This window comes from Akkermansia sp. N21116 (assembly GCF_029854705.2).
In the GTDB taxonomy this organism is placed as follows: domain Bacteria; phylum Verrucomicrobiota; class Verrucomicrobiia; order Verrucomicrobiales; family Akkermansiaceae; genus Akkermansia.
Window position 1 is genome coordinate 3,055,860 of the sequence record NZ_CP139035.1, and the last position, 21,969, is coordinate 3,077,828.

The following is a 21,969-nucleotide window of genomic DNA, read 5'->3' on the forward strand; positions in this document are numbered from 1 at the left end:
CATATTTCCCTTTCCCGGCATGCGCTTTCCCTTCCGGCTATTCCTCTGCGCCTGCTGCCTCATCTTGTCCACGGGCGCCCCGGCAGCCGACCAGGCACCGAAGCCCCGGAGTGTTCTTCCCGCAGGAACGCCCGCCGACATAGAGGAATTGAAAACCATCCAGAAAGCCCTCCGGGACGCTCTCCCGAAAATCCTCCCTTCCATTGTGGAAATCTACGCTGCCGGCAATCACGGCAGCGGCGTTTTCGTCAACCGCGACGGTTGCATCTACTCCGCAGCCCACGTCACACGTCAACCGGGCACCAAACTCCAGATCACCCTGCCAGGATCAGAACGAATCGAAGGCAGAACCATCATTCAGGATACGGAGACAGACGCCGGGATCGCATTCCTCCCCCCCCCGTTCACTACTTCACGCCCGGCTGTTCCCATCGCGTCGGCTCCACCTGTCGTCGGCGAATGGGTCTTTGCCCTGGGACACCCCGGCGGTTATGATGCCGCCCGTGGCCCGGTCGTCCGTCTGGGGCGTGTCGTGTCCGTCAAGGACGGCATGCTGCAGACGGATTGCAAGGTCATCGGAGGAGACTCCGGAGGCCCCCTCTTCAATATGAAAGGAGAACTCGTCGGCATTCACAGTAAAGTAGGCACCGGACTGGAAGACAACGTCCACATCCCCATCGCTGTCTTTACCGCTTTGCTGGAACAGTCCCCCTCCGAACCATCGGCTGTCCAGGACTCGACCGGGCTTGAATTCGACAAACGCCTCAATGGTCGCGAAGTTCTCGCTTCCGCCGCCCCCGTGCGGCAGGACATACAAAACGCCAGTGTGGTCTTCTACGACGGCCACGACTCCATCGCCTACGGTATCCCCGTCAGCAGTGACGGGGACGTCACGACCAAATCCTCCGAAGTCCCGGAAGGTAAAACCTATCTGGTCCGGGCAGGTAATCAAAGTTACGCCGAAGCTATCTGCATCGCCCGGGATCCCTCCACCGACCTGGCCCTGTTCCATATTCCCGGCATGCAAATGCCGCAGCCCCGTTTCCGGGAAGAACCTCCCCCCATCGGCACGATCGTCGTCAGCAACGGCTCCACAACCAGAAAAGACCGCCGTATCCGCCTCGGCACGGTCGGCGCCACCACGCGTTCCATTCCCCGGAAATCTGATCTGATCCCTTACATGGGAATTGCTTTCGAACCGCCTTGCAGCATTGCCGAAGTCGTCTCCGGAACCCCCGCCGACCAAGCCGGACTAAAGCCTGGGGATACCGTCATCAGCCTGGCTGGCCATCCCGTCTCCTCTCTGGAAGATCTCGGCCCCGCCATGCAGGACAAAAAGCCGGGAGACGCCCTCCCCATCTCCGTTTCCCGCAAAGGCGCCCGCATCGATGCTACCATGCACCTGGCGGCCAGATCTGCTTTCGTGAAAGACGAAGACGCCCCTGATCCCAACGAAGACATCAACGGACGGGTCAGTTCTCGCCGTGATAATTTTCCGATGGTCATCCAGCACGACACCCCTCTGCAACCCTCCATGGCAGGAGGCCCTCTGATGGACCTCGACGGCAATATCATCGGTCTCAACATCGCCCGTGCCAACCGGGCGGAAACCTTCGCCCTCCCCATCCGCCTCGTTCTGGCAACATACCGGCGCATGAAGCAACAGGCAAAAACTCCATCAAATTCCCCATCGGACGGGATAAGTTCATCGACAAACCCATCTCCACTCCCTACACTGAAACAATGAGAAGACCTCCAATTCCCGGACTCGTCATGGCCGATGGCTGGCTGGCACCCTTCACCCGCCAAATCAAGGACAGACAACGCATGTTCGACTTCCGCCTCAAAGGGATCAGGGAACATTTCGGCACTCTGGAGGAATGCGCCAACGCATACAGGTATTACGGATTCAACCGCGATCCTGAGACCGGAGAATGGATTTATCGCGAATGGGCTCCCGGTGCGAGGGAACTTTATCTCATCGGTGACTTCAACGGCTGGAACCGCACTTCCCACCCGATGACACGCAACAACCGCGGTGTCTGGGAAATCCGCCTGCCCTCCGATTCCCTGATCCACGAACAGAGAGTCAAAGTCCATGTCATCGGAGCCGACGGAGAGCACAAGGACCGTATCCCCGCGTGGATCCATAGAGCCGTTCAAAACCCGGATACCTATGACTTTTCCGGCCAGATATGGGATCCGTCAACACCATACGACTGGCAAACTCCCCAGTTCGACCCCTCGCGCATCGACACACCCATGATCTATGAGGCCCATGTCGGCATGTCGGGGGAAGAAGAACGCATCCACAGCTACCGTGAATTTGCCGACCATGTCCTTCCGCGCATCTCCGCCGGCGGGTATAACACCATCCAGCTGATGGCTATCCAGGAACACCCGTATTACGGTTCCTTCGGCTACCATGTCTCCTCCTTTTTCGCACCTTCTTCCAGATTCGGTACACCGGACGATCTCAAGTACCTCATCGACAAGGCACACGGCCTTGGCATTGCCGTCCTCCTCGACATTGTTCACTCCCACGCCGTCAAGAATGAGGCCGAAGGGCTCAGCAACTTCGACGGTTCCGGCGGACAATATTTCCTCTCCGGTCAACGCGGACACCACCCTGACTGGGACTCGTGCTGTTTCGATTACGGACGCAACGAAGTCATTCAGTTCCTCCTCTCCAATGCACGGTGGTGGCTGGATGAATTTCACTTCGACGGATTCCGTTTCGACGGAATCACCTCCATGCTCTACTTCCACCGAGGACATGAACCATTCGACAACCTAGGAGCCTACTTCGGCCCCTCCGTCGACCACGATGCCGTAGCCTACCTTCAACTCGCCAACACCCTCATCCAGTCCGTCAAGCCGGGAGCAATCGTCATCGCGGAAGACATGTCCGGCATGCCCGGACTCTGCCGCCCCATCGATGAAGGAGGCATCGGCTTCACCCACCGCCTCGCCATGGGCATCCCCGACTACTGGATCAAACTCATCAAAGAAAAGAAGGATGAAGAGTGGCGCATGGGCGATATGTGGTACACCCTCTCCAACCGCCGCCATGGCGAGCCTCATATCGCCTACTGCGAAAGCCATGACCAAGCCCTTGTCGGCGACAAGACCCTTGCCTTCCGCCTCATGGATACCGACATGTACTGGTCCATGAGCAAAGATCAGAAAAGCATCGTCGTCGACCGCGGCATCGCCCTGCACAAAATGATCCGCCTCGTTTCCCTCGCCGCCGGCGGTGAAGGCTGGCTCACCTTCATGGGCAATGAATTCGGCCACCCGGAATGGATCGACTTCCCTCGGGAAGGTAACAACTGGTCCTACCAATACTGCCGCCGCCAATGGTCGCTTGTCGACAATCCCTCTCTGAAATTCGACTTCCTCCGGGAATTCGATAAAGCCATGGTGCATATGGCGAAACAGAGTCGCCTGCTGACCGTTTCCAACGCCTACCCTCTCAACATCGACGAAACCAACCAGGTACTCGCCTTCCGCCGGGGCAAACTGATCTTCATCTTCAACTGGTCCGGCGACAAGGCCCTGCCCGACTATCTCCTGCCCGTTGATGAAGAAGGAGAATGGCGCATCATCCTTGACACCGATGACCTCCGCTTTGGCGGATTCGGGCGTCAGGATAACGCCATCCACCACTTCACCGCCAACGGTAAGCTCTCTCTCTACCTCCTTCCGCGCACCGCCATCGTCCTCCAGCGAACGGGAAGGTAAAAACATCTTTGCTCCGAATCATCACCAACCGTCTCAAATGGTTTTCATCATTTGAGACGGCTTTGTTTTTCCCGTAAAGAAGAAAATACCATCCAACACAGTTGACTTGGAGGCATGATTTCTCTATCACTTTCGCCAAGCAACGGGGAATTCCGTGAGAACCGGAAACAGTCGCGCTGCGGTATCGGGTTACGACTCTTCAAGGCGGTCACACGCTTAAGCCAGTCCCGCAAGGGGTGAAGGCGAAGAGAAGAAATGAAGCCCGGAGTCCGAATATCCGTTATGACCACATAGACTATTCAACGCATGATTGATCCAAACACTCTTCTGAAGAAGGGCTTACCTCCTTGTTTCGCCCTGTCGCCGTCACCCTGGGCACAGACTCTACCGCCATCGCTGACGAACCTTGCCGTTGTTGGTTAAGGGCTTTTGCAACCGACATTTTTTTGCTGGGTCTTCACCTCATGATTGAGGGGTTGCCTTGTCTGATTTCTTTATTCGTAAAACACCCGTTCTTTGAATCCCATTTTACCATGATCCTCCGCTTCTTCAAAACCCTTTGCATCCTCGCCACCGCCAGCCTTGGTACTTCCATGCTCCCCGCCCAGACTCCAATCGACCGGGACGGTCTCCTCATCGTCGCCTTCGGAACAAGCCATCAAAAAGCTTTGACGTCCTACACCAGTACGGAGAAAACACTCACAACCTGTTTCCCGGCAGATAAAACATCCTGGGCTTACACCTCCGACATCATCCGCCACAAGATCGCCAAAGAAGGCCGCCCTGTTCCGTCTATCCAGGAAAGCCTTAAAATGCTCTCGGACAAAGGCGTCAAAACCCTCTGCGTCCAGTCGCTCCACATGGCAGCCGGAGAAGAATTCTCCCAAATGGAACGCACGATTCAGCGTTATCTGGAGCACAATCCCGGGGCATTTGAAAAAGTTTTGATCGGTCGCCCCCTGCTGGAAAGCAACCGCGATATGCAGGAAGTGGTCACCGCCATCCTCACGGAGTTCCCTCAGGAACGCAAGGCAGACGAAGCCATTGTTCTGATGGGGCACGGTCAGAAGGAAGGCCGCGCCGACCTCGTGTTCGCTGCCGTGCAAACCGAGCTTCACCGGAAGGATCCCAAGGCATTCCTGGCCACAGTCGAAGGAACAACGGGGTTCGATTCCATCCTTGCCGAACTGAAGAAGCTCCAGAAACAGGGGCTCAAAACCGTATGGCTGGCACCTTTCATGATCGTTGCTGGCGACCACGCCACGAATGACCTCGCCGGAGACGAAGAAGACTCCTGGGCAAGCGTCCTGAAGAAGGAGGGCTTCGAAGTCAAATTGAACCTCAAGGGACTGGGCGAACTGCAAGGCATCCGTAATGTCTTTCTGCGCCACGCCCGCGAAACGACGGACAACATCCTGGTCGTCAAAAAAGGAATGAAAGAATAAACATCTATGCAACTCGGCACATTTTACGGCGTGGGCATCGGCCCCGGAAACCCAGAGTACCTGACGCTTCGTGCCGCAAGGGTTCTCGCGGAAGTAGACATCATCTTCACAGTAACGGGGCCCAACACGGAAACCAGCATTTCGTCCTCCGTTGTCGAATCGCTGGGAGCCATCAAGGGCACCATCGTCCCCCTGCTCTTCTCCATGTCGCGCGACAAGACGGATCGCGAGCTTCACATCGCTGCCAACGCCATGATTATTGCCCAACAGCTGGAGGAAGGCAAAAACTGTGCCTTTGCCACGCTGGGCGACGCCATGACCTACAGCACATTCGGATATATCCTCAAGTTGTTGCAGACACAAATGCCCGGATTGAAGACGGAGGTCGTACCGGGCATTACCTCGTATTGCACGCTCTCTTCACTCTCCCAAACGGTGCTTGTGGAAAATGGTGAAAGCCTGCGCGTCATCCCGGCATTCCGTGCGGAAATGGTCGATCAGCTCGACTTCCCGCCCAATTCAACCACGGTGCTGATGAAAACCTACCGGAGCCGCAATGCCCTCATCCGCAGGGTACTCAATGAACCCGGCACCCGGATCGTCTATGGCGAACGCCTTGGCATGCCCGGACAATTCATCTCCCACAATGGTGAAGAAATCCTGGAACGTCCCGAAGAATACCTCTCCCTGATGATGGTGAAAAAGGCATGAAAAAAGCCTCTCATCTACCCCCCTGGAAACGTCCGTGGCAGTGGTTCTGGCTCGTGCTGGCACTGGCTTCTTCGCTGGTTCTGATCCAGACGATGCCGTCCGGCAACAACATGAGGGGAGATGAAATGGACATGCCTTCGCCTGCCGCAGCATTCACAGCGGATTCTCCCAACGTCACCCCCAAAAGGCATGGAAAGGCGGCCTCCAATACCATCGCCACCCCTGCCTCCCCAAAAGCTGAAGGCAGTGAAGGCGGCATGATGAAGAAGCGGCACAGCACCTCTACTACCAACAAAGGATGGTGGAGCAAGGTCGAGCGCAAAGCCTCCGTTATTGGCAAGCTCCTGTTGATGGTGTCTATCGCCGCCATGGTCGGCAGCATTGCGGAAGCACGCAAGTGGCATTTGATTTTCGGCTACATCCTCGGGAGATTCTCGCGCCTGATGCGCCTGCCCGCCATCGTCAGCATCGCCATGCCCACTGCCCTGTATTCCAACACGGCAGCCAACAGCATGCTCGTCAGCAGCCATGCCGAAGGCAAAATCGAACACTCGACGCTGATTGCCGGCGGCATGGCCAATAGCTACCTCTCCTACCTGTCGCACTCCCTGCGCGTCATGTACCCGGTTCTCGGAGCCGTGGGCATCCCCGGCGCACTTTATTTTGGCGGTCAATTCAGCTTCGGCTTCCTCTTCATTCTGGGGGTTCTGCTCTGGCACAGACGCAGGATGGCCGGGAAATCGAATACGGATTCCGGTGAAGTGGGCACCACGGATAGCCATAGCCCCTACGAAGCCCCTCTTTCCTGGGGACAAACCGGGATCAAGACCATCCAGCGCGTCTGTACCCTCCTGTTCCGCATGATGATTCTGACGGTGCCCTTGATGCTCCTGGTAGAATGGATGATGAAAAAAGGCCTGTTCGACTTCTGGGAACAACTCGTGCCTGACTGGGTCAACCGCATCTTCCCGCCCGAATTGATGAGCATCGTCGCCACGCAAATGGGCGGACTCGTCCAGGCCGCCGCCGTCGCCGCCAACCTGCGCGACCACGGAGCCGTAACCAACGCCCAAATCCTGCTGGCCATGTTCGTAGGCAGTGCCATCGGCAACCCCTTCCGCGCCTTGCGCCGCAATCTCCCCTCCGCGCTGGGCATCTTCCCGGCCAGGGAAGCCGTAACGATTGTCGTAGGCATGCAGCTTTCCCGCATCATCGGCGTCATCATCCTCATTGTGGTGACAGCTCTGTTCATCCATTACACCCATTAGTCCATTTCACATACCATGCCTGATTCTCCCCAAGACTACCCGCCCCTGCGTTGGAACCTCAGTGCCACGGAAATCGAAGAGGAAAGTTTCCGCACGATTGAAAGCGAATGCCCGGAAGCGGCCTCCATGCCCCAGCCTCAATGGCGCGTTGCACGCCGCTTGATCCACACGACGGCGGATATGGAGATCATCCGCACGCTGGCATTCCGCCACGCCCCCATCGAATGTGCGCTGGAGGCACTCAAACGCCGTGCCCCCATATTTTGCGACACCAACATGATCCGCGCCGGCATCTCGGTTGAGCGCCTCCGACGCCTCAATCCCGCTTATGAACGGGAAGACATCCATTGCTATATCAGCGATCCCGATGTCGTTGCCCAGGCGCGAGCTGCCAATCAGCCCCGCGCCCTCAGTGCCGCCCAAAAAGCCCTGCCCCTGCTGGATGGCGGCATCGTCCTCGTCGGCAATGCTCCGCTGTGTCTCGCGCGCATCGCACGTTACATTCTGGAGGAAAAGGTGCGTCCAGCCCTCGTCATCGGCATGCCTGTAGGCTTCGTCAATGTCGTGGAATCCAAGCAGTTGCTCGGCATGTGCGAGGTCCCGCAAATCGTCCTCGAAGGTCGCCGTGGAGGCAGTGCCCTGGCCGTTGCCACTCTGCATGCCATTATTGAAAGTGCCTAAAGAGCATTTGCTTGCCTATTATCGCCAGTCATGCCTTCTTCGCCGACACGCCGACACCTGAGACAGGGCTACTCCACGGGAGCCTGCGTCACGGCTGTCATCATGGCGGCATGGGAATCCCTGTGTTCCGGTTTGTGTCGGCATGCCGCCGAGAGGGTAATTCTCTTTCCGGATGGCAAACACCGCGTCCTGATTATGAAAGATCAGACCCCCGGTTTTGCCTCGACCATCAAGGATGGAGGCGACGATCCCGACTGCACGCACCTTGCTGAAATTTACGCCCGCGTCCGGCGGGGCACTCCCGACGAAGCCGGAGAACACGACTACGTGCTCCATGCAGGAGAAGGCATGCTCATTCTCCGCGCCGTCGAAGGAATAGGACTCTGCACACGCCCGGGGTTGGATTGCGAACAAAATCGCTGGGCGATCAACATCGGTCCACGTCGCATGATCGCCGATAATCTGGCAGAAGCTTCCGCGTTCTCCGCTTGTTTCATCGCGGAAATCGGCGTCAAAAACGGCGAACAACTGGCGACAAAAACCCTCAATGCCCAGCTCGGCATCCTCGGCGGGATTTCGATTCTCGGGACGACGGGCATCGTCCGCCCCTTCAGCCACGAAGCCTACATCGAAACCATCCGCATCTGCATGAGGTCGGCCCGCCTGTCCGGATTCGACGAAGTCATCCTCTGCACCGGAGGCCGCACTCAAAGCAGAGCAAAACGCCACCTTCCCGGCATCCCGGATGCCAGTTTCGTCTGCATGGGGGACTTCATTGCCGACAGCCTCCATGCCGCCCGTGAGCAAGGATTGCGTCGTCTCACCATCGCCTGCATGCCCGGCAAACTGTGCAAATATGCCGCCGGGTTCGACAACACGCACGCCCACCGCGTCCGCCAGGACATCGACCTCTTCCTCGATACGCTGGAACAATTCCACCCCCCCACTGCCGAGGATAGACAGGCCATCGCCGCATGTGCCTCCGTCCGGCAGGCACTCGAACACATCCCTGCCGATTGTCGGCTCCCCCTTTACAGACGGCTATGCACACTGGCCTTCCGCCAATTTGCCCGCCGGGCTCCCTTGCTTGAATTCCGGCTTTTGATCTGCGATTTTGACGGAAGCCTCCTGCTGGACACCACTTCACAAGATTCCCTGCCATGCCTCCCCTGACCCTCCTCTCCTGCGGCGTTGAATCCGAATCCCGCCTGCCCCGTTCCACCCAATGGGAACTCTGGGCCGAGTGGGCGGATTGCGTGTACGGTTCCGCCAAATTGCTGGCTCTATTCCCCGGATTTCAAGCCAAGGGAATTGTCCTCGGCGCCGATGCCCGCGCCAAAGCACAGGAAGCTCTGGAGGCCTCGCGCAACGGAAAGCGAGTGCTGATTCTGGGCTCGGGCGACGTCCTGTTCCACGGTATCGGGGGCACGCTTTACGATCTGGCTGGAGATGAAGATGAATTGTGCTTCATCCCGGCAGAAACCGCCTTCCAGACGCTCTTCCACCGCCTGGGGCTTCCCTGGGACAAGGCACGAGTCTTCAGCGCCCATGCAACGGAGAACATCCCGTTGGGCGAAATCCTCTCCTGTCCGCTGGCCGTCGTGTATGGTGGAACGCGCCTCACGGCGGCGAGGTTGGCTCAACGATGCGTTGAGTTCCTGCCATCCTGTGCCGGACGTCATGCCATTCTCGCGGAGAATCTCGGCACGCCCGACGAACGCATTTGTGCCGCCAGCCTGCATGAACTTTCGGGGCAGGAATGCTCGCCAACTTCGATGCTGTTGCTACTCCCCACTGGGGACGCGCGGATGGCGCCAACCCTGCCTCTGGGCTCCGACAACGCCCGTTTCGCGAAGGAAAACAATCTCATCACTGGAGAGGAAGTCCGCGCCATCGCTCTCTCCAAACTGCGCTTGCCCGCCTGGGGCGTTCTCTGGGATGTCGGCGCGGGTAGTGGTTCGGTTGGGCTGGAAGCCGCCGCTCTCCGCCCCGGGCTACGCGTCCATGGAGTAGAGAAGAACGAATCCCGATTGGAACTCATCCTTGCCAACCAGCAGCAGATGGCTCTCCCCAACTACACTCTGCATGCCGGAGCCGCCTCCGAAGCGCTGGCAGACCTGCCCCGCCCCGACCGCATTTTCATCGGAGGCGGCGGCGATAATCTGGAGGTCATTCTGGACGCCTGTTTTGAGGCACTCGCGCCCTGGGGCATCATCGTCGCCACCTCGGTGACGCTGGAGAGCACGCACAAACTCCGCAACTGGCACCCGGAATACCGCACGGGATGCCAGGAAATTTCCATCGCCGAAGAATGCCGCATCGCCGGCAAATATCACCACTTCCAACAGCAACACCGCATCACCCTCGTCACCTTCAGCAAGCCATGATCCAAGATTTCTCCTCCCCCCTCGTTTATTTCGTTGGTGCCGGTCCCGGCGCGGAAGACCTCATCACGCAACGGGGCGCGCGCCTTCTGGAAACGGCTGACGTCGTCGTTTATGCGGGTTCCCTCGTCAACCCGGCTCACCTTGCTCGATGCCAGGAAGGCTGTATCTGCCACGACAGCGCCAAACTCAGCCTTGAGGAACAGGTGAGCATCCTGTCCGAACACGCCCTTGCCGGGAAGAAAGTTGTCCGTCTCCACACGGGCGATCCCTCGATGTATGGCGCAATCGCCGAGCAAATTGAAGGCCTGCGACAGCGCGGAGTCGAGCCGGAAGTCGTCCCGGGAGTCAGCAGCGTCTTTGCCGCCGCCGCCGCACTCAAAACCGAACTCACCTACCCCGGACTCAGCCAAAGCCTCGTACTGACGCGCACTGCCGGGCGTACACCGATGCCCGCTGGAGAAAACCCGACCGCCTTCGCAAAAACGGGAGCCACGCTCGCCTTCTTCCTGAGCATGGGCAACATTCGTCCCCTCGCGGACGAACTCATGACGGCAGGACTGGAGGACTCCACGCCCGCCGCCATCGTCTATCGCGCGTCCTGGCCCGATGAACGGGTCATTCGCGGAACACTCGGCACCATTGCCGGGCTGGCCGAGGAATCCGGTATCGGGCGACAGGCCCTCATTCTCGTCGGGAAGGCACTGGAAGGCAGCGGAGCCCAGTCGAAGCTCTACGATCACAAGTTCAGCCACGGTTACCGCAACCACCTTCCCCAAGAACAATTCGACGGCACATGCGCTATCTACGCCTTCACGGACAAGGGGGTATCGAAGGCGCGCGAACTCTCTTCAGCCATGGAGGGAAGCCGCATCTTCACGACGCGCCCGGGACAGCCCGGAGAAATCAGGGACGGCATCCAACTGGTAGCATCGGCGGATTTTGATGCTCTGCTGGCCCGCCAATGGAAGTACTACGACGCCCATATTTTCATCGGAGCCACCGGCATCGCCGTCCGCAAAACAGCCCCCCTGCTCGTCTCGAAGGCAGGAGACCCGGCCGTCGTTTCCTGCACGGAAGACGGTGGATGGGTCATCAGCCTCGTCTCCGGCCATCTGGGTGGAGCCAACCGCCTCAGTCGCAAGATCGCCCGCATCACCGGAGGTCAGGCCGTCATCAGCACGGCGACCGACACCCGAGGCATAACGGCATTCGACGAAGCCGCCGCCCTCGAAGGCGCATGCGTCAGCAATCCGGAAGCGATCAAGACCGCCAATGCCGCCCTGCTGGATGGCAGTCCCATCCTCTTTGACGGTCCCGTGGACTTGTACGATCGATACTGGAAGAGCCTTCCCCATGTTCGCCACGGACTTGCAGCGGACAAAATGCCGGAAGACATCCTCGTTGTCTGGGGTCATGCCGAGATAGAAGTTCCCGGCGCGCTCGTCATCCGTCCGGCGGCTTCCTACATACTGGGGATTGGCTGTAAACGCGGTACGACCTGTGAGCTTCTGCAACAATCCGTTGCGGACTTCCTGAGCAGCAACACCATCGCCCCCCGTCAGGTGGTAGGGCTGGCAAGTTGCGAGATCAAGGCGGATGAACCCGCCCTGCTGGAATTGTCCCGTCATCTGGAGTTGCCCGTGAGTTATTTTTCTGCGGAACAACTCGCCGAGGTAGAGACGCCCACGCCATCCGACATCGTCCGGGAGAAGACGGGCACGCCGTCCGTTTCCGAAGCATCCGCCATCCTTGCCTCAGGCGGCCCCATCAAGGTTTGCAAGACGAAGTACGAGGGCATCACTCTGGCACTCGCTCAGGTACCGCACGGTGCGAGCAAGCCCAACCAGGGTACAAAACGCGGAAGCATCGTCGTCGTCGGACTCGGTTCCGGCTCGCCGTCGCACATCACGCCGGAGGTATCAGAAGCCATCGAACGCTGTGACCAGATTGCCGGGTACACCAAATACATCGACTTCATCCGCGACCGCATTGGCGACAAGCCCTTGATCCAGACGGGGATGCTCGGCGAAGTCTCGCGCTGTCGCGCCGCCCTGCAATCGGCAGCCGAAGGGCGCGAGGTCTGCATGGTTTGCTCCGGAGACCCCGGCATCCTCGCCATGGCGGGCTTGCTCTACGAAATGCAGGAAAAGAGCCCCGAATTTTCGGAAGTCGCCATCCGCGTGTTGCCCGGCATCACCTCCGCCAACATCGCTGCGGCAAGTCTCGGGGCCCCGCTACAGAATGGTTTTTGCCTCATCAGCCTGTCCGATCTCCTCGTCCCTGCCGACGAAGTACGCACCAACCTGCGCAACGCCGCGCAAACCGAACTGCCCGTCGTGCTCTACAACCCCGCCGGACGCAAACGCCGCCACCTGCTGGAAGAAGCCCTGGACTTGTTCTCCTCGGTGCGCGGAAACGAAACGCTCTCGGCGATTGTTCGCCATGCGGGACGCCCCGCTGAGGAAAAGTGGGTGGGTACGCTCGCCGAGTTCCCGCGCGATCGCGTGGATATGTCGTCGCTGGTGCTCATTGGCGGCCATCGCACCCGCCGCCATGGGGAAACCCTCTACGAAGCTCGCGGGTACGACGACAAGTACGACGTTTCACCCGGCGAATAACAATTCCCCAAGCTTCCCCCAGCTCTATTCTCCCTCTCGCTCATGTCGCAAGCATCAGAATCACCCGGAGCCTCTCAGGGTTCCCCATCATCCTCGCGCCCCTTCCATGCCTTCTGCCTCGCAGCTCCGCATTCCGGGGGCGGCAAAACGACGATTGTCCTGATGCTGATGCGGGCCTTCCGCAACCGGGGGATGCGCGTGCAGGGGTTCAAATGCGGGCCGGATTACATTGATCCCTCCTTCCACCGCCAGGCAACAGGCAATCCCTCGTTCAACCTCGACACCTGGATGATGGGGCATGAAGGCGTCCGCGCCGTCTGGCAAAAGTACGCGGCACAAGCCGACATCGCCATCTGTGAGGGCGTCATGGGGCTGTTCGATTCTCGCCAGCCGGGAGACATGGCGGGCAGCACCGCAGACTGTGCGCTGGCTCTCGACATCCCGGTCATCCTCGTCGTCCCGGCCAAAGGCATGGCGGGCTCGATCGCCCCACTCGTCGCCGGGTTCCGCGACTTCCATCCCCGGGTTCACATCGCGGGAGTCATCGCCAACGGCGTCGGCAGCATCAAACACGCGTGCCTTCTCGCAGAAGCCCTGAAGCTGGAAGGCCTCCCGCCGCTCGTCGGAGCACTGACCAATCAGGAGCAATGGAAATTGCCCGAACGTCAACTGGGACTCGTTCCGGCGGAAGAATACGACCAGCTCGAATCATGGTTCGACGCTTTGGACGGCGAGTGGAACACAAAATGGTTCGAGTTCGACACCATTCTGGAACTCACGCGGACAAACTCCCCGGAGCAACTCGCCAAGGGCGGCGCCACGCCCCCACTTGGCGGCAAAGGACGCATCGGCATCGCCCGCGATGAAGCCTTCTGCTTCTACTACGACGAAAACCTCGACCACCTCACCCGACAGGGCTGGGAACTCGTCCCCTTCTCCCCCCTCAACGATACCTCCCTGCCCGATAATCTGGACATGCTCTACCTCGGCGGCGGTTACCCGGAAGTCTTCGCCAAAGAACTGTCAAGCAACGGCTCCATGAGGGAATCCATCCGAACCTTTGCCGCCACCGGGAAAAGTATCTTTGCCGAATGCGGAGGCTACATGTACCTCGGCACAACTCTCATCACCGCACGGGGAGACGCCTACCCCATGTGCGGCCTGATCAACGGCACCTGCAACATGGGAACAAAGCTTCGTTCCCTGGGCTACCGGGAAGTGGAGCTGGTCCCTGGCTCCCTCCCATGGCTCCCCGGAGCCACGAGCCTGCGCGGGCACGAATTCCACTGGTCGGACATGGAACTGCACGAGTCCTATCCCCCCCTGTACAGCTACCGGGACCTCCGCGGCAACGAATGCCGCGATGGCGTCGTCCACAACAACATCCGCGCCGGGTACATTCACCTCTACTGGGCTCACACGCCGGAAACCACCCTTCCCCAGAGCTCCGTTCCACGCCACGCGGGCAGGGTTCTGCTCCTGAACGGAGCCTCCAGTTCCGGCAAAACCAGTCTGGCGCATGCCTTTCGCCAGCATTGCCTCTTCCCCGTCATGATCTTCTCTATCGACAGCTTTTTGCCCATCTGCGGCAGTGCCGGGCAATCCGTTGCCGAAGCCGTCGATGATACACGGCTTCCCCTGATCGAAGCCTTCCACGCCGGAATCGCCGCTTCCGCCCGCGCCGGAGCCTTCGTCGTCGTCGATCACGTCATCGGAGAAAGCGCCGCCTGGGTGCGCGACCTCAACATGCGCCTCGGTTCCCTCCCCCTCCAGGCAATCAGGGTTCATTGCGCCCAGGACATGCTCGTTGCCCGCGAAAACTCCCGCACCGACCGCCAACCGGACATTCCCCACGCCCTCCGGCAAGCCAGCACCATCCACCAGTGCATGGACTACAAGCTCGACATCGACACCACGCACCAATCCGCCGATGCTTGCGCGCTCGAACTCCTCAAGGCTCTAGAAAGAATCCCCGGATTCCTCCCTTCTTCCGCCGCGGATACACCAGGACAAGACAGCCCCGGCACATCGCCGAGGCCATAAGCAGAAAGAGTTGGAGAAATTAGAAAAACAACGCGTCAGAACTCCACATTCTCCTGTGCCTTCACGCCCGATTGCAAGGCGTGTTTGACGCATTCCACCCGGCTGACCGTATCAGCCAAAGCCACCAATTCCTCCGGAGCACCGCGCCCCGTCATCACCAGCACACGACCACCGCCGGACTGTTGAAACTCCCGTACGGCATCCAGCGCATCTTCAAGGGCGATGTGGCCGTACTTGATCGGATAGAACACCTCATCGAGAACCAGTGTCCGAATCGCCTCGTCACGCATCCTCTCCAAGGCACAACGCCAACCACCGCTAGCGACATCGGCATGGCGTTCCCATTGCGGAGAATCCTCATGGCGCGGAGTAAAACCCAGCCCGGAACAAATTACCTCTGCCCCAGGCAAGAGCCTCAAAGCCTCCACCTCGCCATACCCTCCATCATGCTTGATGAATTGCACCACCGCCGCCCTCTGCCCGTGCCCCAAGGCACGCAAAGCCATCCCGAAAGCCGACATCGTCTTCCCCTTGCCATCCCCCGTCACAATCAACACGCGATTCTGTTCCATGCCCCCATTCTCTCCTCATCCCCGTGCCTCGTCAAAAACATTCTCCAAGGTTTGAGACCGGAAATTTCCCCCCACAAGCATTCCCCCGCCTACTTCTGATTATTCAAAAGCTGAGCCTCCACTACCGATGGGTTGACATGGTACTCCCTCGCTTTTTCGCCAGGGAAGCCAGTCACCAGAACAAGCAACTCCCGTATGCCCAGCATGATTGGGGATACGGGAGCGATAGTTTCGGTGACGAAGGGAATGAAATCAATCAAAGGCTACCATATCGTCCAGATACGGGCGGGAAACACTGACGATTGTTCCTCGACCCATTTCGGCATTTTTCTCAGTATCAAATTCTACATCGATTTTGATCATGGGGCATGCCTTGAACACATAAGTTGCGACTTTGCCGGGAGCTACCAGCCCCCCGGCAGGCATGAACAATCTATTGAGATCAGCTATGCTTGATCCTGCCTTGATCGTTTTGATCAGCGGGATACTCTTCCTCAACCACGATTCCACCTGAAGAGCAGATTCATCTCTCGGCACCGACACAGTATCTGCCAATGTCTGAGGTACACCCAGCATCATTGTCGATGCTGCCAATAATATCATGATTTTTAATGCTTTCATATTTTCATGCTTCTGGGGCTAGTCAATCGCAAAGGATTTGTTCAAATCAGCAACCGCATGTCCTGCTTGATCTCTTCCGATCAGGAAAATGTGTTGCTGGAATCAGGTGGAGGTGATTTCCGCCGCAAGTTCAGTGCTACTCACCTTATCAGGGGACTTGGAGTCTCCGAACCAAAAACTCCCCCGGAGTTGCAAGCACAATGTGATTCCATTGTTTCAATATAAAAGGAGTTTGGAGTACGTATTAATCTAAAAAATGCGATCCATACTCATAACAACTAGCATATCCCCGACAACGTACAATCTATTTCAGAAGAGAAATTTTCATTCATAAAAACAGGATATCCACTCACCCTCTATCGCTTTCAATACAAAAGCCACAAAGGGTAAACGACGACTCCTCTCTATACTTCTCTTATTCTTCGTGCGGCTTAATCAGAACCTCGCGGGGACGATTGGTTCCATCGGAGGGAGCGATGACGCGGCGGGCTTCAAGGAGTTCCATCATCCGGGCAGCCTTGCTGTAACCTATGCGAAGACGGCGCTGCAGAAGCGAGGTGCTGGCCTTGCGTTCGGCTCGGACGACTTCAACGCATTTTTCGAAGGTTTCTTCATCGGCGGGATCGACCCCGCCTTCTTCTTCAGGCGAATCGCCACCAAGTTCGACGGTTTGCTGGGCATCAAGCAGGAACTGTTGTTTGGCCTGCTTGCTGCAGTGCGCCACGATGGCTTCAACTTCCTCATCGGAAACGAAAGCACCCTGGGCGCGTTCCAACTTGGCGGAACCGGGAGGAAGGAAAAGCAAATCTCCCTTGCCGACGAGATTTTCCGCACCGCCCTGATCGAGGATAATGCGACTATCGAGAGAGCTGGATACCTGAAAAGCGATACGGCTCGGAATGTTGGCCTTGATCAGGCCGGTCACGACATTGGAACGCGGAGTCTGTGTCGCGACGATCAAGTGGATGCCGGCGGCTCTTGCTTTCTGAGTCAGGCGGCCGATGTAGCCTTCCGTATCGGCGGGCGCGGTCTGCATCAAGTCGGCCAACTCGTCGATAATCACGACGATATATGGAAGACGATCGGGGATTTCGTCTTCATCGGATCCGGGGTCATCATCTTCGGCTTCCCACACAGAAGCAGGAGATTCGCCCTGGGATTCAAACTCACGAGCAATAGAATCGGCCAGGAGTTCATCGACAAACGGTTCTTCCTCCTCTTCTTCTTCCGGCAAGGGGGCATCTTTGGGCCGACTGTTAAAGGATTCGAAGTTACGGACATGGACGCGTTTGAAAAGGCCATATCGATGCTCCATTTCATTGACACACCAGCGGAGGGCGCCAACAACCTTTTTGGGATCCGTCACAACGGGAACGATCAGGTGAGGCAGGCGGGAATAGGGTTCCATTTCCACGACTTTCGGGTCCACGAGAATAAACTTGAGTTCGTCGGGGCGGAAACGGTAGAGGATGGAGGTAATGATGCTGTTGATGCAGACGGATTTACCCGAACCGGTCGTCCCGGCCACCAGCAAGTGGGGCATGGCGGCCAGATCTCCAATGACGGTATTACCGTAGACGTCTTTTCCCAACGCGATGGGAATTTTTTTCTTGGATGAAGTAAAGCCCGGATCTTCCAGCAGAGTACGGAGCGAAACGGGCACTTTCTTGTCATTGGCGATTTCGATACCGACAGTGTCCTTGCCGGGAATAGGAGCCAGGATATTGATGAAAACGGCCTTAACGGCGCGGGCAAGGTCGTCCTTCAGGTTGGTAATCCTGTTCACACGCAGACCGGGAGCCGGATAGACCTCGTAACGGGTAATCGTCGGCCCCTTGGTGATGTTGCCCGGCGTCACGGAGAGCCCGAAAGATTTGAGCGTTTCGACAATAACGTTCTGGGTATTGACGAGTTCCTGACTTTCCGAGGCTGTTTGTTCCTTCGGGATCTCCACCTTCTTCATCAATTCATAAGGAGGAAAGACATAATTCTCCAAATTCCCCTGTGCGGGGAACAAGGAAGACGCAGGTCTGGCAGGTGGAGTCGCCGTAGGCCTTACCATCTGGTTGGAATCAAAAATCTTGGGAGTATAGGTCAGGGGCAGCTGTTGCTGGGCCATCTCCTTCTCGACTTCTTCCTCAAGAATTTCCAGAGGATCTCCCGTTCTCTTGCGCGGACGAGGCACAACGGGAGCGTCCGTATCAATGACCGCAGGTTTCTTTTCGTGCGAAAAGATCTCTTCTTTCAATTCCTGTTTGAGCTCGGAAAATTTCTTGCGACTTCGTTCGCGTTTTTCCTCTTCTTCCAGAGCTTTCTTCTTCTCAGCCAGACTCCAGGCCGCTTCGCGTTTAGAGCGGCGGCGTTTCCTGAAGGCAACGTATTCCGCAGCAAGACCTTTCCATATGGCCTTGGGCGTCAAAGCGACAGCATAAATAAAAGCCAGGCTGTAAACCACGAAGGACAAAGCAAGAGTCCCCCCGGTCCCCATCAGGTTCCGCAGACATTTGACACCCAGAAGATACCCCCATGCACCACCGGGACCATAGACGGCATGGGTTTCCGCCCAGGCTCTTCCGGCCCAAGGCTGAACGGCAATGAAAATGCAAGCGCAGGTTACGGCGACACCCCCCGCATACCACATGAATTTGATCCGGTCACCTCCACGTAAAATACGATAAAAACCAATCCATTCCAACAATACCGCCAAAAACCATGTTCCGATGCCAAAACACCAATACAACAATCCGGCCAGATAGAGGCCAAAAACACCTAATACATTGGTGTTCAGGTCAACAACAATTCCTGTTTCATTCAAAAAGTCCCAACTGATTTCCTCCAGACGAAACGAGGATAGGCAAACGATCAGCAACAAACCGCAGGCCATCGGAATACATCCCCACAGGCGATCGGTCCAATGGGATCGGGGGACTTCCCTCCCAATGGGTTCATCAACATCGTATCGGCTTTGACTTTTCCGAAGCGCCATGCCCAGACATTAGATGAGAAATGCCTCCGCCTCAAGTTCAAAGGAGAACATGAGGGGAGGCTTTCGTCAGGATGTCTTAAAAATCAGAAAGAGTAAACTGCCTGGACACCGGCCACAAGCTGGAAAGCGTCGATCACCCGCACTCCACAAGCGCGATTGACTTCACCCCGGGTATCGCCGGCCCACAAAGCCTGAATAAACGGAACAACTTTAAACCCGTGGTCGAAACTTGCCGAATTGATTTTGAATGGTAAAGCGGCTTTCACATTAAGCTGGTCGCATCCATGGACGCCTCCCGCCCAGAATCCGTAGGAAAGCCCGGTTCCGGCACTCACCTCAAGATCCGCCTGGGAGTGCAGAAATCCCTGCCAGCGCTTGCCGGCTTCCAGTTCAAAACGCCAGCCGGTCAAGCCGTAAAATCCGCCATAGAGTTTTGCCGAGGCAAAAAGCCCACGTCCGGGATCATCATAGCTGAGGTAACCCTTAAAGTCCTGAGCCAGGGAATGGGGAGCCTTGCCGCAGATCTTGGCCACATAACCGGGCAGGCCGCCGTAGTTCAAGTCGTATCCCGCACCTGCTTTCAAATTAGGGAAGATTTCCGTATCCGCCGTCCAATTGGCCTGGAACACGTCCCGGTCGGACAAACGACCATCCAGAACGGCTCCGTACGTCGCGCCGATATGTTGCTGCATCCGCATCAAAGGAAGATTCACCAAGCCGGAAACATTGAATACGCCGGACTTGTTCAGCCATGAAGATGCTGCGATGTCCTGATAAGTATACCGGGAGTTGTAACCGATGGAAGCGCTCCCGGACAAATTGTTCTGGTAATAGCTTACAGGCCGGGGACTATCCAGTGCTTCCATATACGTATAGGCACTGGCGGCAGTCGCCGCCATAAGCAATGTTGCTACGGCTGATTTCATCATGGTATACTAACTACCTTTCTGCCTTTTCCAATGCAAGCCTTATTTAAGAAATCCTAATTATCTCCAAAATTTGAGCTTTGCCCACCGCCCAGGAAACAGGACAAAAAAGGAACCGGCAATTGCAGAACTGCCGGTTCCTCATTGGAAAATCAATCATTTCTGTAAACCCGGGGCCTACTTGGTCTCCCCGGAAAGCTCCGATCCCGCCGAAACCGGGGGAACAGAAGCATCTTTTTCTCCAGCAGGTGCGGGAGCAGGAGAAACCGGAGGAGCCACTTTTTCAGGAGCCGTAATATCCAAAAGATCTTCGCGGGAAGAAACACCGAATTCATTCGTGCCAAACGCACCGTCCGGAAATCTCTGGGCAATGTTATCATAATACTGCTGTGCAGTTTTGAAATCGCCCTTGGCACGCGCCATATCGCCCAGGCAGAGATAAGCCAGAGGGGTATAAATCCCTTCCTGTGAATCAATGACAGTTTCGAACTGGCGAATGGCATCCTCCGTTTGTCCCATCCTCATGTACTGGCATCCAAGAACGGCCAAAGCCTGGTTGGAAAACTCGGCAGAAGGAGCGTTCTTGATGAATTCTTCCATACGGGCACATCCTTCCTTATCCTTGCCTTGGTTCCATAAGGCGATAGCTTCCAGATAACCGGCTGTTACAGATGCAGCCGTACCGGAATAATTGGCAGGAATAGCCTGCAGCTTGGCAAGATCCAACTGCCCCTCCTTGTCGAAGGAAGCCACAAGCGCAGCGCCTGCACTATGTTCCCGATCTTCGGAAATGCCGTTGTAGACAATCAGTCCGCCAAAAACAAGTCCGGCAGCCAGGACAATCAAGGTAATTTTTTTATAATTTTTATCAAGGAACTGCTCGTGCTTGGCGGGACCAACTTCAATTTCGGCCACGGGGCGGACGCCTTCCGCGGCGAACAGATCATCGACGTTCTGAGGATTTTTCTTCATAGAGGTGCTTGGGGAAAATAACTAACTGGAATAGGACGGCAAATCAATGACGTTTTTCATGCACTGCCACCTTCTTTCTGCAATTGCCTGGAATCTTTGAGTCCGAGGTTACGATAAATACGCCGCGTCGCCCCGGATTGATTCAGGGTGTAGAAATGAATGCCGTCCACCCCGTTGTCCAATAATTCGGCACACTGAGACGAAGCGTACTGAATGCCGACCTCGCGGATAGCGTCGGGATCTCCTCCGGCACGGTTGAGCGCCTTGAGCAAGCGGGCCGGAAAACAGGTACCGCCCGAAAGCTCCGCCATCCTTTTCATCCCGGAAAGACTGGTAATGGGCATGATGCCCGCAATGATGGGAACCTTGATCCCTGCCAAGGCGCAACGCTCGCGGTAATCAAAAAAGGCATGGTTGTCAAAAAACAGTTGCGTACAAATATAATCGGCTCCGGCATCGATTTTCGCTTTCAGAAAATCCATCTCCAGCAGGCGGTTGGGCATCTCCGGATGGCCTTCCGGGAAACCAGCTACGCCGACGGCAAAACCGCGTTTGTCCGGATGCATTCCGGACTCGTTATACTCGCGGATGAACGAGACAAGCTCCGAAGCATGTTGGAACGCATCCGAAGAACGGTCATACCGGGTTTCTCCACGAGGTGGATCTCCGCGCAAAGCCAGTACGGCACTGACGCCCGCCCGGGCATAGCGACTCAGGATAGAGATGATTTCATCCCGGGAATGACCGACGCAGGTCAAATGAGGTACAGTAGGCAGCATGGACTGCTCCTGGATTCTCATGACAACGTCACGAGTCAGTTCACGAGTGGAACCGCCGGCACCGTAGGTAACACTGACAAAAGTTGGCTTGTATTCCTCAAGCTCTTTAATAGTCCGATAAAGTTGTTTGGCCGCCTCTTCGTTTTTGGGAGGAAAAAACTCAAAAGAAAAGGTCGGCCCCGACAGGGAGATCAGGTCTAGCAGATGCACGGCAAA

Annotated in this window: 16 protein-coding genes and 1 riboswitch; of the genes, 10 read left to right on the forward strand and 6 right to left on the reverse strand. The window is 57.0% G+C overall.

Annotation, left to right across the window (positions count from 1 at the left end):
• Positions 1-19: 19 nt before the first annotated feature.
• From QET93_RS11595 to QET93_RS11640, 10 genes are all read left to right on the forward strand, one after another.
• Positions 20-1,747 (forward strand): trypsin-like peptidase domain-containing protein, encoded by a 1,728-nt coding sequence (locus QET93_RS11595; RefSeq protein ID WP_280132326.1) that lies wholly within the window; start codon positions 20-22, stop codon positions 1,745-1,747.
• Positions 1,744-3,744 carry an alpha amylase C-terminal domain-containing protein gene (locus tag QET93_RS11600; protein ID WP_280132325.1) on the forward strand — a complete coding sequence of 667 codons (2,001 nt, stop codon included), beginning with the start codon at positions 1,744-1,746 and terminating at the stop codon, positions 3,742-3,744. Before QET93_RS11595 ends, QET93_RS11600 begins: the two co-directional genes overlap by 4 nt.
• A 98-nt stretch (positions 3,745-3,842) precedes the next feature.
• Positions 3,843-4,044: riboswitch (cobalamin riboswitch) on the forward strand.
• Positions 4,045-4,277: 233 nt separating this feature from the next.
• Positions 4,278-5,189: a sirohydrochlorin cobaltochelatase gene (locus tag QET93_RS11605; protein ID WP_280127247.1), complete on the forward strand. Its 912-nt coding sequence runs from the start codon at positions 4,278-4,280 to the stop codon at positions 5,187-5,189.
• A gap of 6 nt (positions 5,190-5,195) precedes the next feature.
• Entirely contained in the window at positions 5,196-5,900 is a 705-nt protein-coding gene (cobI, locus tag QET93_RS11610; RefSeq protein ID WP_280127248.1) for a precorrin-2 C(20)-methyltransferase, read from the forward strand.
• Positions 5,897-7,168, forward strand: coding sequence for a hypothetical protein (locus QET93_RS11615; RefSeq protein WP_280132324.1), 1,272 nt, complete (start codon positions 5,897-5,899; stop codon positions 7,166-7,168). Before cobI ends, QET93_RS11615 begins: the two co-directional genes overlap by 4 nt.
• A 15-nt stretch (positions 7,169-7,183) precedes the next feature.
• The gene (locus tag QET93_RS11620; protein ID WP_280132323.1) at positions 7,184-7,849 is read left to right on the forward strand and encodes a precorrin-8X methylmutase; all 666 of its coding nucleotides are present in this window, start codon (positions 7,184-7,186) and stop codon (positions 7,847-7,849) included.
• Between the two features lie 30 nt (positions 7,850-7,879).
• The gene (gene cbiD / locus QET93_RS11625) at positions 7,880-9,022 is read left to right on the forward strand and encodes a cobalt-precorrin-5B (C(1))-methyltransferase CbiD (RefSeq protein ID WP_280132322.1); all 1,143 of its coding nucleotides are present in this window, start codon (positions 7,880-7,882) and stop codon (positions 9,020-9,022) included.
• Positions 9,010-10,236: a precorrin-6Y C5,15-methyltransferase (decarboxylating) subunit CbiT gene (gene cbiT, locus QET93_RS11630; protein WP_280132321.1), complete on the forward strand. Its 1,227-nt coding sequence runs from the start codon at positions 9,010-9,012 to the stop codon at positions 10,234-10,236. Before cbiD ends, cbiT begins: the two co-directional genes overlap by 13 nt.
• Entirely contained in the window at positions 10,233-12,854 is a 2,622-nt protein-coding gene (cobM, locus tag QET93_RS11635) for a precorrin-4 C(11)-methyltransferase (RefSeq protein WP_280132320.1), read from the forward strand. Before cbiT ends, cobM begins: the two co-directional genes overlap by 4 nt.
• A gap of 42 nt (positions 12,855-12,896) precedes the next feature.
• Positions 12,897-14,897, forward strand: coding sequence for a cobyrinate a,c-diamide synthase (locus QET93_RS11640; RefSeq protein WP_280132319.1), 2,001 nt, complete (start codon positions 12,897-12,899; stop codon positions 14,895-14,897).
• Between the two features lie 35 nt (positions 14,898-14,932).
• Here the strand turns inward: QET93_RS11640 and QET93_RS11645 are convergent, their stop codons facing one another.
• From QET93_RS11645 to metF, 6 genes are all read right to left on the reverse strand, one after another.
• Complete coding sequence (locus QET93_RS11645) at positions 14,933-15,469, reverse strand: cob(I)yrinic acid a,c-diamide adenosyltransferase (RefSeq protein ID WP_280132318.1); 537 nt, start codon at positions 15,467-15,469, stop codon at positions 14,933-14,935.
• Positions 15,470-15,721: 252 nt separating this feature from the next.
• The gene (locus QET93_RS11650) at positions 15,722-16,090 is read right to left on the reverse strand and encodes a hypothetical protein (protein ID WP_280132316.1); all 369 of its coding nucleotides are present in this window, start codon (positions 16,088-16,090) and stop codon (positions 15,722-15,724) included.
• A 415-nt stretch (positions 16,091-16,505) separates the two neighbouring features.
• Entirely contained in the window at positions 16,506-19,076 is a 2,571-nt protein-coding gene (locus tag QET93_RS11655) for a DNA translocase FtsK (protein ID WP_280132315.1), read from the reverse strand.
• An 83-nt stretch (positions 19,077-19,159) separates the two neighbouring features.
• Positions 19,160-20,005 (reverse strand): hypothetical protein, encoded by an 846-nt coding sequence (locus QET93_RS11660; protein WP_280132314.1) that lies wholly within the window; start codon positions 20,003-20,005, stop codon positions 19,160-19,162.
• Between the two features lie 174 nt (positions 20,006-20,179).
• Positions 20,180-20,974 (reverse strand): tetratricopeptide repeat protein, encoded by a 795-nt coding sequence (locus QET93_RS11665; RefSeq protein ID WP_280127259.1) that lies wholly within the window; start codon positions 20,972-20,974, stop codon positions 20,180-20,182.
• Positions 20,975-21,030: 56 nt separating this feature from the next.
• On the reverse strand, positions 21,031-21,963 hold the full coding sequence (metF, locus tag QET93_RS11670) for a methylenetetrahydrofolate reductase [NAD(P)H] (RefSeq protein WP_280127260.1): 933 nt from the start codon (positions 21,961-21,963) through the stop codon (positions 21,031-21,033).
• Positions 21,964-21,969 lie beyond the last annotated feature (6 nt).

What these genes read in the sequence shown, in the direction of transcription:
- QET93_RS11595 (WP_280132326.1), top strand. Translation starts at nt 20, where the DNA reads ATGCGCTTTCCCTTCCGGCTATTCCTCTGCGCCTGCTGCCTCATCTTG.
- QET93_RS11600 (WP_280132325.1), top strand. Translation starts at nt 1,744, where the DNA reads ATGAGAAGACCTCCAATTCCCGGACTCGTCATGGCCGATGGCTGGCTG.
- QET93_RS11605 (WP_280127247.1), top strand. Translation starts at nt 4,278, where the DNA reads ATGATCCTCCGCTTCTTCAAAACCCTTTGCATCCTCGCCACCGCCAGC.
- cobI (WP_280127248.1), top strand. Translation starts at nt 5,196, where the DNA reads ATGCAACTCGGCACATTTTACGGCGTGGGCATCGGCCCCGGAAACCCA.
- QET93_RS11615 (WP_280132324.1), top strand. Translation starts at nt 5,897, where the DNA reads ATGAAAAAAGCCTCTCATCTACCCCCCTGGAAACGTCCGTGGCAGTGG.
- QET93_RS11620 (WP_280132323.1), top strand. Translation starts at nt 7,184, where the DNA reads ATGCCTGATTCTCCCCAAGACTACCCGCCCCTGCGTTGGAACCTCAGT.
- cbiD (WP_280132322.1), top strand. Translation starts at nt 7,880, where the DNA reads ATGCCTTCTTCGCCGACACGCCGACACCTGAGACAGGGCTACTCCACG.
- cbiT (WP_280132321.1), top strand. Translation starts at nt 9,010, where the DNA reads ATGCCTCCCCTGACCCTCCTCTCCTGCGGCGTTGAATCCGAATCCCGC.
- cobM (WP_280132320.1), top strand. Translation starts at nt 10,233, where the DNA reads ATGATCCAAGATTTCTCCTCCCCCCTCGTTTATTTCGTTGGTGCCGGT.
- QET93_RS11640 (WP_280132319.1), top strand. Translation starts at nt 12,897, where the DNA reads ATGTCGCAAGCATCAGAATCACCCGGAGCCTCTCAGGGTTCCCCATCA.
- QET93_RS11645 (WP_280132318.1), bottom strand. Translation starts at nt 15,469, where the DNA reads ATGGAACAGAATCGCGTGTTGATTGTGACGGGGGATGGCAAGGGGAAG.
- QET93_RS11650 (WP_280132316.1), bottom strand. Translation starts at nt 16,090, where the DNA reads ATGAAAGCATTAAAAATCATGATATTATTGGCAGCATCGACAATGATG.
- QET93_RS11655 (WP_280132315.1), bottom strand. Translation starts at nt 19,076, where the DNA reads ATGGCGCTTCGGAAAAGTCAAAGCCGATACGATGTTGATGAACCCATT.
- QET93_RS11660 (WP_280132314.1), bottom strand. Translation starts at nt 20,005, where the DNA reads ATGATGAAATCAGCCGTAGCAACATTGCTTATGGCGGCGACTGCCGCC.
- QET93_RS11665 (WP_280127259.1), bottom strand. Translation starts at nt 20,974, where the DNA reads ATGAAGAAAAATCCTCAGAACGTCGATGATCTGTTCGCCGCGGAAGGC.